The organism is Melittangium boletus DSM 14713, assembly GCF_002305855.1.
In the GTDB taxonomy this organism is placed as follows: Bacteria; Myxococcota; Myxococcia; order Myxococcales; family Myxococcaceae; genus Cystobacter; species Cystobacter boletus.
The window spans coordinates 1,523,138-1,539,659 of the sequence record NZ_CP022163.1 but is presented as its reverse complement, the minus strand read 5'-3'; the positions used below and the strand labels follow the sequence as shown (position 1 = coordinate 1,539,659).

The window sequence follows — 16,522 nt, the reverse complement described above, 5'->3', positions numbered from 1 at the left end:
GCCCACGCTCCCTATCCTCTCACGTCCGTCTGGAGCAGCTGCAGGAAGCCCTGCTCGTCCAGGATTCTTACCCCGAGTTCCTGGGCCTTCTTCAGCTTGCTGCCGGCGTCCTCGCCCGCCACCACGAGGTCAGTCTTGCGCGAGACACTTCCAGAGACCTTACCTCCCCGGCGCTCGATTTCCTCCTTGGCCTGCTCCCGGCTCATCCCGCTCATCCCGCCGGTGAGTACCACCGTCTGGCCGGCGAACAGGCCCGTCTTGACGACGCGGGTCGCGGCGGGCTTCACCCCGGCGGAGAGCAGCGCCTCGATGGCGTCGCGGTTGAGCGGCTCATGGAAGAAGGTATGGATGACCGCGGCCATCGTCGGGCCCACGTCCTTGACGCGGGTGATGTCCTCCATCGAGGCCTCGTAGAGGTCGCGCACGTCGGGGTAGGCCTCGGCGAGCACCCGCGCGGTGGACTCGCCCACGTGGCGGATGCCCAGCGCGTAGAGGAAGCGCGGCTGGGTCGTCTGCTTGGCGTGCTCGATGCTCGCCAGCAGGTTGTCCGCGCTCTTCTCGCCCATGCGCTCGAGCGTGAGCAGCCGCTCGCGCGTGAGGTGGAAGAGGTCCGCGAAGGTCTTCACGAGGCCCGTCTCCACGAGCTGCGCGGCGAGCTTCTCCCCCAGGCCCTCGATGTCCAGGGCGGTGCGCGAGGCGAAGTGGCGGACCTTCTCCACGAGCTGGGCGGGGCAGGTGGCGCCCGTGCAGCGGATGATGGCGCCCTCGTCGTCCCGCGTGGCCGCCGCGTGGCAGACCGGACACTCGGTGGGGAACACGAAGGGCTGGGTGCCCTCGGGGCGCTTCGTCTCCACCACCTTGACGATCTCGGGAATCACGTCACCCGCGCGGCGGATGAAGACGGTGTCCCCCTGGCGCACGTCCTTGCGGCGCAGCTCGTCCTCGTTGTGCAGCGTGGCGCGGCTCACCGTGACGCCGCCCACCTTCACCGGCTTCAAGTGCGCCACCGGCGTGAGCGCGCCCGTGCGGCCCACGTACACCTGGATGGACTCGACGATCGTCGATTCCTCCTCGGGCGGGAATTTGTAGGCCACGGCCCAGCGCGGGCTCTTGGAGACCTGTCCCAGCCGCTGGCGCAGGTCCTCCTCGTCCACCTTCACCACCATGCCGTCCACCTCGAAGGGCAGGGCATGGCGGCCCTCGACGGAGGCGCGGTACTGGGCGCGCACCCCGTCCACGTCCTCCACCGTCACCGCCCGGTTCACCGGCAGGCCGAGCGAGCGCAGGTAGCCGAGCTTCTCCGTGTGCGAGCGGAAGGTGGGCACGCCCTCGCCGGGCACGCACTCGTACAGGTAGAGCGACAGGGGCCGCGAGGCGGTGATGCGTGGATCCAACTGGCGCAGGCTGCCGGCGGCGGCGTTGCGCGGATTGGCGAAGAGCGGCTCGCCTTCTTCTTCCCGCTTGTCGTTGAGCCGCTTGAAGTCCTTCTTGGAGATGAAGACCTCGCCGCGCACGTCGATGGCGCCGGGAGCCGTCACGCCGTCCTGGACCAGGAGCTCGGTGGGCAGGCTGCGGATGGTGCGCAGGTTGGCCGTCACGTCCTCGCCCTCCGTGCCGTCTCCTCGCGTGGCGCCCCGGACGAAGCGCCCCTGCTCGTAGCGCAGGGTGATGGCCAGTCCGTCCAGCTTGGGCTCGCACACGTAGCCCACCTTCGCCAGGCCCGTCTGGCGGCGGATGCGCTCGTCGAAGTCGCTCAGCTCCTCGTCGTCGAAGACGTTGGCCAGCGACAGCATGGGGACGAGGTGGCGCACCTTCTCGAACTTCTCCGCCGGGGTGCCGCCCACCCGCCGGGTGGGCGAGTCCTCGGTGACGAGCTCCGGATGGCGCGCCTCCAGCTCCTGCAGCTCCCTCATGAGCCGGTCGTATTCCGCGTCGCTCACCTCCGGAGAATCGAGCACGTAGTAGCGGTGGTTGTGGTGGGCGAGCTCCTTGCGGAGCTGCGCGATGCGGGTGGCGTCGTCGGTTTTCGGGGCGGTCACGTCGGGGGGGCTCGGCGGCTGGACGGAAATATTCTGGCTCGGTGTTGCCTTGACTGAGTAGGGCGCGAGGATGCCTTGACAGCTTGGGAGGTGGTCAATAACCTCCTGCGGCGCGCATGGGGGTTGTTGTCCTACCCGTCAGGCGCCACTTCCCAGCACAAGGTTCCTCCACCCGAGTGGTCCCGGCAAGAAGGGATCCCGGTGCCGCCCTGAGGGCGTTTCGCGTTCCGCGTTCCCCCCGGACATCGTTCACACGACATACCCAAGCGCGCCCCCCGCGCCGCCAGTGACCCCCCGCCATGGCCAAAGCCCGTTCTCCCAAGGAAAAAGTGTTGCTCCCCCCGGTTGAGTTGGAGGAGGAGAAGCCCAAGCGCCGCTCGACGCGGACCAAGACGGCGGAGCCCGAGAAGCCCGCGCGGACCCGCCGGACGGCGGCCCGCCGCGAGGAGGAGCCCGTGGCCGAGGAGGCCCCCGCCGCCCCGCCTCGTCCGGTGCTCACGCCCATCCCCTCCCAGCCGGTCCCCGTGCGGGACGACGAGTACCAGGAGGCCCGCGCCGCCGAGGCGCATGAAGAGGAGCCCTCGGCTCCGGCCCCGGCCCCCGAGGCCCCGGAAGCTCCCGTGGTCACCGAGGTGACGCGCGATGGCGCGCCCATGCAGGTCATCAAGCTCAATGACCTCAAGCGCATGAAGATCACCGACCTGGCGAAGATGGCCCACGACTTCGGCATCGAGGGCTACCAGGGGCTCAAGAAGCAGGACCTCATCTTCTCGCTGCTGTCGGGAATCGCGGACAAAAAGTTCGAGGTGCACGCGGAAGGCGTGCTGGAACTGCTCAGCGACGGCTTCGGCTTCCTGCGCAGCGCGGACAGCGACTACCAGGCGAGCCCGGACGACCTCTATGTGTCGCCCTCGCAGGTGCGCCGCTTCAACCTGCGGCCGGGTGACACGGTGACGGGGCCCATCCGCCAGCCGCGCGAGGGCGAGCGCTTCTTCGCGTTGCAGAAGGTGGACAAGGTCAACTTCGCCGACCCCTTGTCCGAGGTGACGCGCGAGCGCATCCTCTTCGACAACCTCACGCCGCTCTACCCCACGCGCAAGCTCAAGCTCGAGCACGACGGGGCGGAGATGACCACGCGCATCATCGACATGTTCTGCCCCATTGGCCTCGGCCAGCGCTGCCTCATCGTGGCGCCGCCCAAGGCGGGCAAGACGGTGCTGCTGCAGAACATCGCGCACGCCATCTCCAAGAACCACCCGGACGTCTACCTCATCGTGCTGCTCGTGGACGAGCGCCCCGAGGAAGTGACGGACATGGCGCGCAACGTGCGCGGCGAGGTGGTCAGCTCCACCTTCGACGAGCCCGCCACGCGCCACGTGCAGGTGGCCGAGATGGTCATCGACAAGGCCAAGCGCCTGGTCGAGCAGAAGTACGACGTGTGCATCCTGCTCGACTCCATCACCCGCCTGGCGCGCGCCTACAACACGGTGGTGCCCGCCTCGGGGAAGATCCTCTCGGGTGGCGTGGACGCCAACGCCCTGCACAAGCCCAAGCGCTTCTTCGGCGCCGCGCGCAACATCGAGGAGGGTGGCAGCCTCACCATCATCGGCACGGCGCTCATCGACACCGGCAGCCGCATGGACGAGGTCATCTTCGAGGAGTTCAAGGGCACGGGTAACTCCGAAATCGTCCTGGACCGCAAGCTGATGGAAAAGCGCATCTTCCCCACGCTGGACATCAACAAGTCCGGCACTCGCAAGGAAGAGCTGCTGCTGACCCAGGCGGACCTCGTGCGCATCACGGCCCTGCGCCAGGTGCTCCACCCCTTCACGCCCATCGACGCGATGGAGTTCGTGCTCAAGCACATGCGCCCCACCGCGGCGAACGCCGAGTTCCTCGGCTCGATGAACCGCTAGACTCCGAGCCTCACCAGGAGGCTCGCCGCATGCGCCGTATCCGTTCCGTTACCCGCTCCGCCCTCGCCCTGGGGGCGGTGCTCGCGCTGCTGTCCGGATGTGAGCCCGTGGACCTGGACTTCGGCGAGACCCCGACGCCCGAGTCCAACCGCGTCTGCTACACCGACTCGGACTGCACGGGGAACGCCTGCTGTGGCCTGGGGACCCGGCCCACCCATGTGGAGGACGGGCCCAGCTGCTCCAATGTGCGGTGCGCCGGGGACTGCCCCGAGAACGGCCTCGACTGCGGGCGCTGCCTCGTCATCTGCCGCGAGTCGCGCTGCGAGGCCGCCTGCCAGGGTTGAACCCCTCGTCCGAGGGACGGACGGTTACTCCGAGGCGCCAGGCAGCTCGAGCGCCGCGGACTGTGCCGGCTGCGCCTTGAGACGGGCGTAGTCGAAGCAGGCCACCACGATGGACGCCACGGGCACCGCGAAGAGCGCGCCCACCAGGCCGAACATCTTCTCCCCGGCGATGAGGCTGAAGGCCACGATGACCGGGTGGATGCGCGCCGCCGAGCCCATGATCTTCGGGTTGAGGAAGTAGGCCTCCAGCGCGTGGATGCCGATGATCCACAGCAGGATGAGGAACCCCTTCTGGACTCCATCCGCCAGCGCGATGAGCACGATGGGCACCGAGCTCAGGATGGTGCCGAAGATGGGGATGAGGCTGAACACCGTGGCCACGGTGGCCAGCAGGAAGGCGAACTTCACCCCGAACAGCAGCAGCCCCACGAAGGTGAGCGCCCCGTTCACCAGGCAGATGGTGACCTGGCCGCGCACGACTCCGGACAGCGAGCGGTCGATCCGCTCGAGCAGCCGCTGGGAGTCGGTGCCGTACTCGGCCGGCAACAGGCTGGTGACGTAGGCCACGATGGCGTGCGCGTCGATGGACAGGAACGCGGCCACCATGAGCATGAAGAACATCATGAACACGCCCGCGAGCACCGACGTGATGATGCCGCGCGAGATGGTGACGATGTCGCCCAGGTGCTGGCGCACGAGCTCCCGTACCTGCACGGCGCCGTCCTGGATGATCTTCTCCAGGTCGACCAGGAGCCCATGGGCGGGCACGCCACTGCGGATCTCCTCCGGCGTGGCGATGGCCACGGGGATGCCCCGGTCGCGCAGCCAGTCCTCGACGTGGTCGGCGAGCAGGTGGATGCGCTCGGGCGTGAGCGAATTGACGAAGGCCACTCCGTCCCGGCTCACGCGCGCCAGCTCCCCGTAGAGCTGGGGCACCATGGCGATGAAGAAGAGGTAAATCGCCACGAAGAAGAGGGTGTAGATGATGAGGATGCCCACCCAGCGGGGAATCGCGTGGCCGCGCACCCGCACGCGCGTCATGCGGGTGACCAGCGGGTGCACCAGGTAGGCGATGAGCGCGGCGCTGGCGAAGGGCAGCAGCACCGAGTGGAAGAGGAACAGGATGATGGCGATGGCCACCCACAATCCCGTGAGGATGGAGAGGCTCTTGCGGCGCTGTTCCTGGATGTCCAACTCGCGATGCTCCGGCATGGCGCGGCTTATGGCAGAGGGGGCGTTGGGTCTCAAGCGGTGGGCCCCTGGATGAGCCGCCTGCGGGCTTCCAGCCGCTCCAGGCACTTGAGCATCAGCCGGCGGTTCACCCGGCCCTCGGTGGCCTCGCCCAGTCCCAGCATCTGGTCCACGAGCCATCGGTTGAGCAGCAACAGGGGCAGCCGATCCGTGGGCGCCAGTCCCCGGGCCTGGTAGCGCTTGTTGCGCATGTAGTCGTCGTACGCCTCCAATTCCCGCTCCAGCTCCCAGCGCGTCAGCCGCAGCGCCTCGTCATAGACGGCCTCGGCGGGGCGGGGGGTCGGCTCGGTGAACAGGGGGGCGAACTGGCCGCCCACGTCCAGGTCGATCTCCTGCACCGGAGGTGGCCACTGCTGGAGATCCTTGGCCAGCAGCTTGGCCACTTCCTCCAGGAGGTGGTCCATCATGGGAACCGGCTTGGTTTCGAAGAGGTAGTCCCAGCGCGACGCCATGGGAGAGTCCTACCCCAGCCGCGCCCTCAGGTGAACCGCTCCACGAAGTTTCGCAGGAGCGTCTGCCCGGCGGTGGTGGGCAGGATTCCCGCCAGGAGCCGGGGCACGCGCTCGCCAGGTGCGAACCCCCGGCTGGCGGCCTCGGCCTCCAGCTTCTCCGCCCGCGCGAGGATGAGCGCCCGCATGGCGGCCGGGTGCACCTCGGGGTGGAACTGCACGCCGCGGATGCGGGGCCCGAAGGCGAGCGCCTGCACGGCGGTGTTCGCGTTGCCCGCCAACACCGTGGCCCCTTCCGGCGCCCGCTCGACGATGTCCTCGTGGGTGGCCTGGACGGCGAAGGAGCCGGGCAGCCCCTCGAAGAGGGGATCCTCCCGCCCCTCCGGCGTCAGGCGCACCTCCACGGTGCCAATCTCCCGGCCCTCGGTGTTGCGCACCACCCGCGCCCCATGGGCATGGGCGAGCAGTTGATGCCCAAAGCACACCCCGAGCACCGGCGTGCCCCGGGCCGCCGCGTTCAACATGAAGTCCGCGGCGCGCTCCATCCAGGGCTCCAGCTGCGTCACGGACAGGGGCGAGCCGGTCATCATCACCGCGTCGTAGCCGGTGGTGCTGGAGGGCAGGGGCGCGTCGCGGTGGGCATGGAGGATGTCGAAGCGGCACCCTCCGGGCGCGAGCGACTCGACGAACCAGTGCTCGTAATCCCCCACACTCAGTTGCACGGGCCGGGCCGCATCGCCGGCTTTCAACAGGAGAACGTTCTTCATTGGTATCGCTCCAGGTCGGGTTGCCGCGGCTCCGGGCATCCCCTACGTTCGTCTGCCGCTTGTGTTGACGTCCGTCCACTTCGGGCGCGCCATCTGGGATTCCGACGAACAGAGATGGTCTACGCTCGTACACTCTCGCCAAGGCAGTCCGCGTTCAAGCTGCGCATCAAGGGGCGAGGTGTGGATCCCCGGGAGGAATGACGCGTCCCGGACAACTGGTGAAGCCGACACAAGGGGCACTTTCTGAATGGGCGTCGGGAAAAGGAAGAGGCCAATGGCGAGTCGTTCCAAGGCGAAAGTCATCACGTTGCCATCCCCCGCGAGCCGGCGGGCGCGCGCGAAGGACAAGGAGAAGGAGCGCGGTGACACGGGCAGACCCCTGGGACGCGTTCCCTCGGGGACGGACGTGCTGCTCAAGTGGTTCGAGCAGAAGGGCGTCCGGCAGGTGAAGCTGGGCGCGGTGGACCTGGACGGCGTGTGGCGCGGCAAATACGTCTCGGTCGAGAAGTTCTTCTCCGCCTGTAAGAGCGGCATGGGCTTCTGTGACGTGGTGTTCGGCTGGGACATCGCGGACGAGCTGCTCGACAACACGAAGGTGACGGGCTGGCACACGGGCTACCCGGACGGCATGTGCCGCGTGGACACGAGCTCCGCGCGCATCATCCCCTGGGAGCCGGACACGGCCGCCTTCCTGCTGGACTTCGTCCACCCGGACGGTTCGCCCTTCGAGCCGAGTCCTCGCCAGCTCCTGCAGAAGATTGGCCAGCGCGCGCGTGACATGGGGTACGTGCCCAAGTTCGGCGCCGAGTACGAGTTCTTCATCTTCAAGGAGACGCCGCAGTCGCTCAAGGACAAGGGCTACACCCAGCTCACGCCCCTGACGCCCGGCATGTTCGGCTACTCGTGGCTGCGCACGTCGCTCAACGCGCCGCTCGTGCATGCCATCATCAACGGCTGCCGTGACTTCGGCGTGGAGCTGGAGGGCTTCCATACGGAGACCGGACCGGGCGTCTTCGAGGCGGCCATCCGCTACGACACGCTGGAGAAGATCGCGGACAAGGCGGTGCTCTTCAAGACGGCGGTCAAGGAGATCTGCGCGCGCCACGGGCTCACCGCCTGCTTCATGGCGAAGGTGGATCCGAAGCTGCCCGGCTGCTCGGGGCACATCCACCAGTCGCTGTGGTCGACGAAGGAGGAGGAGAACGTCTTCCACGACTCCGACGCGCAGGACGGCATGAGCCAGACGATGCGCCACTACATCGGCGGGCAGATGGAGCTGATGCCGGAGCTGACGGCGCTCTACTGGCCCACCATCAACAGCTACAAGCGCAGCGTGGAGAACACGTGGGCGCCCGTCACGGCGACGTGGGGCCGGGAGAACCGCACCACCGCGGTGCGCGTGATTGGCGACAGCCCCAAGTCCATGCGCCTGGAGTACCGGCAGACGGGCGCGGACATGAACGCCTATCTCGGCATGGCGGCGAGCCTGGCCGCTGGGCTGTGGGGCATCGAGAACGAGGTGGAGCCGCCCGAGATGTGCGCGGGCAATGGCTACGCCTCCGAGGCGCCCCCGCTGCCGCGCACGCTCAAGGAGGCGGTGGCGCTGCTCAAGCGGTCCGAGCGTGCCCGGCAGATCCTGGGCGAGGAGTTCGTGGACCACTTCGTGCGCACGCGCGAGTGGGAAGCGCGTCAGTACGAGCGCGCCGTGACGAATTGGGAGCTCGAGCGCTATATGGAGCTCATCTAGGAGAACGAGAACCACCATGAAACCCTTCGACTTGCCGAGTGAACCGCGCATCACCGAGATGTCCTGGCCCACGAAGGTCGTCTTCGGGGCCGGGGCGCTCCAGCGCGTGCCCGCCCAGGTGGCACGGCTGAACATGACGCGTCCGTTGGTGATGACGGACGGAGGCGTGGTGAAGGCGGGGCTCGTGCAGCGCCTGTACGACGTGCTCAAGGCCGCGGGCGTGGCGTACGCCTCCTTCGAGCAGGTCAAGCCGGATCCCACCGAGCACGATGCCTTCGCGGGGCTGGAGGCGTACCGCCAGAACGGGTGCGACGGCATCATCGCCATTGGCGGGGGCAGTCCGCTGGACGCGGCCAAGCTCGTGCAGGTGCTCGCCACGCACGAGCCGCCCCTGTCGCGCTACGACGACGCGACGGGAGGCGACCAGTTCGTGCGCGACAACATGCCGCCGCTCATCGCCATTCCCACCACCGCGGGCACGGGCTCGGAGGTGAGCCGCTCGGGCGTGGCGACGCTGTCGGACACGGGCCGCAAGACGGTCATCTTCAGCCCGTTCCTCATGCCCAAGGCGGCCATCTGCGACCCCGAGCTGACGCTGGGCCTGCCGCCCGGGCCCACCGCGGCCACGGGCATGGACGCCTTCACGCACTGCTTGGAGGCCTACCTGTCCAACGGCTTCCACCCCCTGGCGGACGCGGTGTCCATCGACGGCATCGCCCGCGTGGCGCGCTCGCTGCCCACCGCCGTGGCCGACGGGAAGAGCCTCCTGGCGCGCACGGACATGATGGTGGCCGCCATGCAGGGCGCCATGGCCTTCCAGAAGGGGCTCGGGGCGTGCCACGCGCTGGCCCATGCGCTCACGCCGACGTCCGGTGTGCACCATGGCCTCGCCAACGCCATCGTCCTGCCCGTGGTCATGGAGTTCAACCGCCCGGTGTGCACGGCGCGGCTGGCGCGCGTGGCCGTGGCCATGGGTGACACCTCCCACTCGCGCGAGGAAGTGCTCGCCGCCAACGCCGTCGAGCGCGTGCGCAAGCTCAACGCCACTATCGGTATTCCGGCGCGTCTGAGGGATGTGGGCGTACAGGAGAAGGACCTGGAACGCATCGCGGATAAGGCCTTCCAGGACGCTTCGCATCGGGGTAATCCTCGCCCGTGCACCCAGGATGACCTACTCGCGATGATTCGAGAATCGTACTAGGCCCGCCCTGGGAGCCAATGCACGTTCCAACCCCGAACATACTCACTTCACAGCGCGGTCGGTGGCCACAAGATTACCGGCCGCGCTTATGGACAATGAGAAAGCCATCCTGTCGGGGCGGTTCGGTAGCCATGTGAAGCGCCTCCGGAATTCACGAAAACTGACCCAGGAACAACTCGCCGAGCGCAGTGAGCTGTCCGTCGATGCCATCCGGCGCATCGAACGCGGCGGGTTCTCTCCTTCTCTTGAAACCCTCAACAAGCTGTCAGGCGGTCTGGACTTGTCCTTGAAGACTCTCTTCCACGGTTTTGGCAGGGAGAAGCCGGATCGGGTCGCGGAAATCTGTGATTTCCTCGCCCGATTGTCGGGCAGGGAAGTGCAGCTCGCCTGGCGCGTCATCCATGCGATGTTCGAGGAGAAATGACGGGACCACCCCGAGTCGTGTTGCTCGTCGAGGATGAAATCGACTTGCGGACAGTCATCGAGGAGTTGCTCATCGAGGAGGGCTTCCAGGTCGTGTGCGCGGCCGATGGTGTGGCCGCGCTCGACTGGTTGTCTGGAGGCGGGAAGCCCTCCCTGGTGCTGCTCGACTTCTTCATGCCCCGGTTGAGCGGGGAGGAGTTCATCAAGCGGCTGCGCTCGACACCCTCGCTCCGGGATGTGCCGCTGGTGGCCATGAGCGGCGCGGATGTGAAGCACGCCGACCTCACGGCCTCGTTGCGCAAGCCCTTCGAGCTGTTCGCGCTCGTCGAGCTGGTGCACCAGTTGGCGGGTTCGCCCTGACGACGACCGCTAGCGCGGGGGAGTCGTTCCCGCGTCCGTCGGCGCGAGCTGCAGTCCGGGCTCTTCCGCCTCGGGCTCCGCGCCCTCCAGGTTGTCGCTCAGGTCCGTCGTGCCCACCACGGCTCCGGGGACGGGCTCGCCTCCTGGCTGCGGGGTGAACTCCAGCATCTCCACCGCCACCGAGCCCGGCAGCCGGAAGTCCATGGCCGACACGCGCGGCTTGTCGCGCAGATCATAGAGCTGCTGCGCCACCGAGCCCGCCTGGATGCGCTGGTCCGAGAAGAAGATGTAGGCGCGCACCTTTCCCTCCTCGAGCGGAATCCGGAAGCTGGAGTTGTAGATGCGCTTGCCGGCCTCGCAGCGGATGGAGCGGTTCTCCCGCGTCATCGTCAATTGCCGGATGATGCCCTTCTCGGACACCGTGTAGAGCAGGCAATAGGGGTGCTGGGTGTCCTTGGGGATGAACTCCACCGTGGAGCCCCCGAGTGACTTGACCTCCGCGCGAGCGGCCCCCACCGGCTTCTGCTCCTGAGGACAGCCCGCCGTACCCAGTGCCACCATCATCACGGCCCACATCCACCGCGTCATGCGCCCTCCTGGAGCTGGTTCTCCCGATTCTGAGGGAAAACCCGCCCTGGAACGCCAGCGCTTTCGTGGGCGAAATGCCTCCTCGTCCGAGCGTGAACAGACTCCGTGCGTCATACCGGCCCGGGGCCGCGAGGGAGGGCGTCAGCGCCGCTGGTAGACGATGACCTGGGGGGTTTCGTCCAGATAGAGCCCGGTGACGGGAGTCCGGGTGCCATAGGCCCCCCAGAGGGCGAACTCGTGCTCGCGGAACTCCTGATGGTACTGGTAGGCCGCGATGTCCGAGTCGAAGAGGCCCCCCGGGCGCAGGTCCGCGCGCAGCATCCCCTCGCGCTGGTAGTCCTGGAACGCGAAGCCCGTCACCTCGTGCAGGAAGACGCGGGCGCCTCGCGGTGCGTTCGCGTTGATCCACGGCAGCACCGCCGTCACGTTGCTCGACCAGAACTGGCGCTGCATCCCCAGGGACGCCGCGCCCGGAACGCCGCCCGCCAGCTCCGAGTAGAAGCTCGTCCCATAGGGGAAGACGCGCACGAGCGCGATGAGCGCGGGCAACATCACCAGCCCGAACACGGGCGCCGCCACCGCCGCGAGCGGCAGGCGGGGCCAGCGCGCGCGCAGCCGCTCGGTGAGGGCCTCGCAGCCCCGGGTCACCGCCACGCCCGCGAGCAAGCCCAGGAAGGGCATCGAGGGCAGCCAGTGCTTGACGCCACCGAAGTGCGGCACGCTCGGGGGGCTGATGATGAGCAGGGCGGCGACGGCGTGCAGGCCCACCAGCACCTCGGCTTCGGTGGGAGGACGGACCCAGGCGCGCGTGCGCGCGAAGAGGCTCAGGAGCCCGCGTCCGGCGAGCACGCTCCAGCCCGTCGCCATGGGCACGAAGAGGCTGGTGGGCACGGTGAGCGCCGTCTTCACCACGACGTAGGACCAGGGGAAGGGCGGCTCGCGCATGAGCGTGCCCAGGTAGAACCAGGCGTAGTGGTTGTGGGTGGCGTGGAAGACGAGGTACCAGGCCGTCCGATCCACGGGGGCGTGCCAGAGGTAGGGCCAGTGCAGGTAGAAGACGATGGGCCCGAATGTCGCCATGGTCGCGAGGGGCAACAGGGCGAGCGCCGTGGCGGGATGCTCCGTGTTGAGCACGTGCAGCATGCCCAGCGAGCCCACGGCCAGGGCCACGAAGAGCAGTGTGTGCGGGCTGAGCAGGAAGAACTTCCGCTGGAAGCCCTCGGGCCCGAGGCTCACCACGAGCAGCGCGTAGAGCACCGCCACGGCGGCGAACAGCCCGAGCACCCGCCACATCCCGGTGCGCGCCGCGGGCTGTGCCTCGCTGCTCGTCCACGCGCGCCAGAGGGCGAAGGGCGCGAGGCAGAAGGGGAGGAAGAGCGCGTTGTGCTTGGTGCACAGGGCCAGACCGAAGAAGACGCCGCACAGCACGCCCCAGTCGCGGTCCTCCAGCGCGCGCCAGAAGGCGTAGACCACCAGCAGCCACATGGCCGCGATGGGCATGTCGAAGCAGGCCAGCTCCGCGTTGAAGTACTGGCGGGGCACGAGCAGGAAGGAGAGGGCGGCGAAGAGGCCCGCGGCGCGGCTGAACACCGCGCTGCCCAGCAGGAAGGTGAGGGCGGGCACGAGCGCCGCCAGGGCGAAGGCCGGCAGCCGGAAGGCCGTGGCCGAGCGCATCCACCCGAGCGTGTCGTGGAAGAGCAGATGCGACAGCCCGAAGAGCGTCTTCATCAACGCCGGGTGCTCGTGGTTGTAGTCCCAGGCGCGCACGATGGCCGCGTCCGTCAGCGCCCGCGCGGGCTCGCGCACGAGCTGTTGGAACCAGCGCGCGTAGTCCTCGGCGGCGTGGAAGTAGAAGCTCTCGTCGCGGGTGAAGCCCACGGCGGACTCGGTGGCCCACAGCGCGCAGAAGGCCAGCGCCCACAGGCCCAGGGCGAGCCAGCGCTCCTCGCGTGTCGCGGCGCGGCCTCGGGTCATGGCCTCTCCCCGTGGGAGCCCAGCGCGAGGACGTCCAGGCACACCTGGCGCGATTCCGGGTTGTCCGCCTGGACCCACACCTTCACCGTGCGAGGCTCGCCAGGGGGCAGGGCGCGCGAGGTCTTCTGCACGCCCTCGAGTCCCGGTGGAACGGAGATGGACATCAGCGGCTCCTGGCTCCGCGCGTCGTCCACGCCCAGGTGCGTGATGCTCAGGCGGGGCGCGCGGGCGGCGGCGTGCTCGAAGATGATTCCCCCCTCGAGCCGCAGCTCCGTGCCCCCGGGCACCCCGTCGAACTCGGCGACGAGCCGCTGCGGGCCGCCCGGGGGGTGCATCCACAGGCAGTGGCGGGGTTGGTAGAACAGCTCGTGCCACTCGGGGGCCACGTACAGGTGGGGAGGGCCCGGGCAGCGGTGCACACGTCCATCGAAGGGACAGTCGATCCGCGTGCCATCCGGCGATTCCAGGTAGACCCGGGCCCGGGCGGACGCCTCCGAGGCCACGAAGCTCCGGGGCCGGTAGCGGCCGTTCTCGTACAGCGTCAACTCCAGGGGGCCCGCGTGGCGGGGTGCGCCCACGGCGGTGCGCCGAGGGAGGAAGGCGGCCTCGAAGCCCGACTCATCCGCTCGCGGCAGGCCGGGCTGCCCGAGGACCCACACCCGGGGGTGCGCGCCCAGCGCGTCCGCGTCCGAGCCGAGGTAGCCGTACACCGGCAGCTCCGGAGGCAGATAGAGCCGGGCCTTCTCCGTCCACCAGGGGAAGAGCAGCACCGCGTCGCCCGGACGAGCCTCGGCGCTCAGCCAGCCGGCCACGGTGCGGTAGTCGGACTCGGACGGGAAGTGGCTCGGCAGCCGAAGCTGGAAGACGAGGCAGACGAGCGCGACGAGCACCAGTCCCCCCAGTTCCACCAGGGGGAGGGCACGTGGCGGCGGCCTAGGATTTGGCAAGGCGGAGTTTCTGCTCGCTCTTGTCGCGGCAGAAGCTGCAGAAGGACGGCTCCCCCGCGTTGAACGACGGCGTCCAGGGCGGGTACATCGCGCAGCGCGGATCCAGGCAGTGGTGCAGGCCCCACAGGTGGCCAATCTGCTGGAGCGCGTTGCGGGCGATGGGCTTGAAGGACGCCTCGAAGTCCTTGTGGCCGTGTGTGGAGATGATGGCCCGGTTCTGGTTGTACAGGGCATAGCCCGTGGTGGGCGCCTTGCCACCGGGCAACTCCCGCTCCTTCAGCTTGCGCGAGGTGACGAAGAGGACCTTGTCATCCTCGTAGGCGCGCACGCCCTTGATGTCCGCGAGCAGCTTCTCCGCGTCCAGCGGCTCGGACATGCCCGCGGGCACCTCCTTCTGGTCGGAGTGCTCACTGCCCACGCCAAACGCCGTGTAGAGCGTCTGGCAGAGCTTCGAGATCTGCTTTTCGTCGAAGGAGTCCAGCGTCACGACGCGAATCACGGGGTGTCACCTCGAGAGAAGGGACGGAGGGTCCCTGGGGCGTCACTCATCGGCCTCGATGTCCTCATCCAGGTCGGTCTCCGGCTCGGCCTCCTCGACCTCGGCGGGCTTCGCCTTGGGCGGGCGGCCCCGCTTCTTGGGAGCGGCGGCCTCGGCTCCCTCGGGCTTGGGCTTGGGCGGACGGCCCCGCTTCTTGGGCTCGGCGGGAGCGGCGGCTTCGGCTCCCTCGGGCTTGGGCTTGGGCGGGCGGCCGCGCTTCTTGGGCTCGGCGGGAGCGGCGGCTTCGGCTCCCTCGGGCTTGGGCTTGGGCGGACGACCGCGCTTGCGCTTGGGCGCCTCGCCCTCGGCCTCCTCGGACGCCGCGGCCTTCTTGCGCGCCTTGGGCTCGCCTTCCTCTTCGCCCTCCTCGCCCCCTTCCTCCTCGGAAGACTCCTCCTCTTCCTCGGCGGGCTCCTCCTCGTCCGGAGGCAGGTCCAGGTCGCCGTCGAGTCCGAGCAGGTCGGCGTCCAGCCCGAGTTCATCGTCGCCCTCTCCCCGTGTCTTGAACTCGGCGGCGGTGCGCTTGGGACGCTCGCGGCCGGGCGGGAAGAGGACGACGTCGATGGCGTCCTCGGCGTTGGCCTCGGAGATGTTGAGCGCCGCCGCCAGCTCGGACACCAACAGGTGACGGGCGTTGTCGTACAGCTCCCGTTCCTTGGTGGGCAGGGGCCGCAGCTCGCTGAGCACCTGGAGGCCCTTGACGACCTCGGCCAGGCCCAACAGGCCGCCTTGGGTCATCCGGTCCAGGTTGGTCCGGGCGCGCTGCTTCCAGTCCAGGTCCGCCTTGTCGCTGTCGGAGCGGAGGAAGTCGAAGACCTGGGTGATGTCCGCGCCGCCCGCCACCTTGCGGACGCCAATGGACAGCACCTTGGCCTGGGGAACCATCACCACGGCTCCGTCCTCTTCCCGGCGCATGGTGACGAAGGTGAGCTTCTGCCCGGCCACTTCTTTTACATCGATGGCCGAGACACGGCAGACACCCTGGTTGGGGTAGACCACCCGGTCGCCAACCGCGAGCTGGAGTGACGCGGAGCCTTCTGGCATGTCCCCCTCATCGTCGGAGAGTAAGAGAGCGGCGCAGGTCGTAACATAACCCTTCGCCGATGCCACGACTTACCAGCGGGGATTTCTGTTCCCCTCTTGTGCAGGCATCCAGGCGAGCGCGTGTCCCTCTCGTGGGGGGCGGGGTGCTACAGGCCGCGACAGCGGGAGCGTTGTCCCGCGAACGGTTGACGCGGAGGTTCAGGGCATCCGCATCACGGCGTCGATGCCGAAGCAGATGCGCGCCCGCCAGGGCGGAGGGGGCATGGCGGCCAGTGTGAGCAGCTTCTCCAGCCGCTCCACGGTGTCCGGGCGCAGGGTGCCGAAGTTGACACCGAAGGTGGGCAGTACCTCGGCCCCTCCCGCGGACGTCCAGGCCACCTCGCCGTGCAACATGAGCGTGCCCAGGGACAGTTCCATCTCCAGCAGGAAGGGCATGCCGACCTTCACCGAGGTGGGCAGGGCGGGTGCTTCCACCTCCAGGCCCACGCCCCCGCGCGACAGGTCCCGCACGAAGAAGAGCGGCGCGAAGGGCGTCTCCTCCTCGGCGGCGGGCAGGTTCAGGGGGATGCGCGCGTGGCGGCGCATCTTCTCGTATTCCTGCAAGTCGAAGATGCGCTGCAGCACCGTGTCCAGGCCGCCACGGTCCTGCCCGGGATCGTACTTCACGGTGAGCAGGTAGCGGTCCCCCGGCTGGGGCGTCGAGCGGACCACCTCGCCCAGCACCTCCACGGGTTTGGCCAGGCCGGGGTTGTGCAGCTCGAAGACGAAGCGCGTGCCCACCGGAAGGCTCTTCTGGGTGTGCAGCGTCACCCCGCCCCGGCCGATGCTGCGTGTGTATTCACTCAGCAGGTCCTCGGGCTTCTTGTAGGCCACCTTGAGGCGCACCTCGCCGAGGGTCTGCTTCGTGCCGCTCTCGCTCATGCCCGAATCATAC

16 protein-coding genes are annotated in these 16,522 nt (G+C 68.6%); 6 read left to right on the top strand and 10 right to left on the bottom strand.

Going from position 1 to position 16,522, the window contains the following annotated elements; translation table 11 throughout:
• Positions 1 to 11: 11 nt before the first annotated feature.
• A complete protein-coding gene (gene ligA, locus MEBOL_RS06505) occupies positions 12 to 2,039 on the bottom strand; it encodes an NAD-dependent DNA ligase LigA (RefSeq protein ID WP_095976597.1) in 2,028 nt (675 codons plus the stop codon).
• Between the two features lie 299 nt (positions 2,040 to 2,338).
• Between ligA and rho the strand changes: the two genes are divergently transcribed.
• Together rho and MEBOL_RS06495 are read left to right on the top strand one after the other, a co-directional pair.
• Positions 2,339 to 3,955 carry a transcription termination factor Rho gene (rho, locus tag MEBOL_RS06500; RefSeq protein ID WP_179956392.1) on the top strand — a complete coding sequence of 539 codons (1,617 nt, stop codon included), beginning with the start codon at positions 2,339 to 2,341 and terminating at the stop codon, positions 3,953 to 3,955.
• 29 nt (positions 3,956 to 3,984) lie between these two features.
• Entirely contained in the window at positions 3,985 to 4,299 is a 315-nt protein-coding gene (locus MEBOL_RS06495) for a hypothetical protein (RefSeq protein WP_095976596.1), read from the top strand.
• A 24-nt stretch (positions 4,300 to 4,323) separates the two neighbouring features.
• Here MEBOL_RS06495 and MEBOL_RS06490 read toward each other — a convergent pair whose 3' ends face one another.
• The 3 genes from MEBOL_RS06490 to MEBOL_RS06480 are packed head-to-tail and all read right to left on the bottom strand — an operon-like array spanning position 4,324 to position 6,766.
• Positions 4,324 to 5,511, bottom strand: a complete 1,188-nt coding sequence (locus MEBOL_RS06490) for an AI-2E family transporter (RefSeq protein WP_095976595.1) — start codon at positions 5,509 to 5,511, stop codon at positions 4,324 to 4,326.
• A gap of 32 nt (positions 5,512 to 5,543) precedes the next feature.
• Positions 5,544 to 6,002 carry a hypothetical protein gene (locus tag MEBOL_RS06485; protein ID WP_095976594.1) on the bottom strand — a complete coding sequence of 153 codons (459 nt, stop codon included), beginning with the start codon at positions 6,000 to 6,002 and terminating at the stop codon, positions 5,544 to 5,546.
• Positions 6,003 to 6,028: 26 nt separating this feature from the next.
• Positions 6,029 to 6,766 carry a glutamine amidotransferase gene (locus MEBOL_RS06480; protein WP_095976593.1) on the bottom strand — a complete coding sequence of 246 codons (738 nt, stop codon included), beginning with the start codon at positions 6,764 to 6,766 and terminating at the stop codon, positions 6,029 to 6,031.
• A gap of 274 nt (positions 6,767 to 7,040) precedes the next feature.
• On the opposite strand from MEBOL_RS06480, the gene MEBOL_RS06475 reads away from it, so the two are divergent.
• From MEBOL_RS06475 to MEBOL_RS06460, 4 genes are all read left to right on the top strand, one after another.
• Complete coding sequence (locus MEBOL_RS06475; protein WP_179956391.1) at positions 7,041 to 8,513, top strand: glutamine synthetase family protein; 1,473 nt, start codon at positions 7,041 to 7,043, stop codon at positions 8,511 to 8,513.
• Between the two features lie 16 nt (positions 8,514 to 8,529).
• On the top strand, positions 8,530 to 9,714 hold the full coding sequence (locus MEBOL_RS06470; protein WP_095976592.1) for an iron-containing alcohol dehydrogenase: 1,185 nt from the start codon (positions 8,530 to 8,532) through the stop codon (positions 9,712 to 9,714).
• 88 nt (positions 9,715 to 9,802) lie between these two features.
• Positions 9,803 to 10,138, top strand: coding sequence for a helix-turn-helix domain-containing protein (locus MEBOL_RS06465; RefSeq protein WP_095976591.1), 336 nt, complete (start codon positions 9,803 to 9,805; stop codon positions 10,136 to 10,138).
• Entirely contained in the window at positions 10,135 to 10,497 is a 363-nt protein-coding gene (locus MEBOL_RS06460; protein ID WP_095976590.1) for a response regulator, read from the top strand. The genes MEBOL_RS06465 and MEBOL_RS06460 overlap by 4 nt, the downstream gene beginning before the upstream one ends.
• Positions 10,498 to 10,506: 9 nt before the next feature.
• On the opposite strand, the gene MEBOL_RS06455 is transcribed toward MEBOL_RS06460, so the two are convergent.
• From MEBOL_RS06455 to MEBOL_RS06430, 6 genes are all read right to left on the bottom strand, one after another.
• The gene (locus MEBOL_RS06455) at positions 10,507 to 11,085 is read right to left on the bottom strand and encodes a hypothetical protein (RefSeq protein ID WP_095976589.1); all 579 of its coding nucleotides are present in this window, start codon (positions 11,083 to 11,085) and stop codon (positions 10,507 to 10,509) included.
• 141 nt (positions 11,086 to 11,226) lie between these two features.
• Positions 11,227 to 13,059 carry an ArnT family glycosyltransferase gene (locus tag MEBOL_RS06450; protein ID WP_095976588.1) on the bottom strand — a complete coding sequence of 611 codons (1,833 nt, stop codon included), beginning with the start codon at positions 13,057 to 13,059 and terminating at the stop codon, positions 11,227 to 11,229.
• Positions 13,056 to 14,006 (bottom strand): hypothetical protein, encoded by a 951-nt coding sequence (locus MEBOL_RS06445; protein ID WP_095976587.1) that lies wholly within the window; start codon positions 14,004 to 14,006, stop codon positions 13,056 to 13,058. The genes MEBOL_RS06450 and MEBOL_RS06445 overlap by 4 nt, the downstream gene beginning before the upstream one ends.
• Complete coding sequence (locus tag MEBOL_RS06440) at positions 13,993 to 14,505, bottom strand: zinc metalloprotease (RefSeq protein WP_095976586.1); 513 nt, start codon at positions 14,503 to 14,505, stop codon at positions 13,993 to 13,995. The genes MEBOL_RS06445 and MEBOL_RS06440 overlap by 14 nt, the downstream gene beginning before the upstream one ends.
• Before the next feature lie 42 nt (positions 14,506 to 14,547).
• Positions 14,548 to 15,588 (bottom strand): CarD family transcriptional regulator, encoded by a 1,041-nt coding sequence (locus MEBOL_RS06435; protein ID WP_095976585.1) that lies wholly within the window; start codon positions 15,586 to 15,588, stop codon positions 14,548 to 14,550.
• A 198-nt stretch (positions 15,589 to 15,786) separates the two neighbouring features.
• Positions 15,787 to 16,509 (bottom strand): PilZ domain-containing protein, encoded by a 723-nt coding sequence (locus MEBOL_RS06430; RefSeq protein ID WP_095976584.1) that lies wholly within the window; start codon positions 16,507 to 16,509, stop codon positions 15,787 to 15,789.
• Between the last annotated feature and the right edge of the window lie 13 nt (positions 16,510 to 16,522).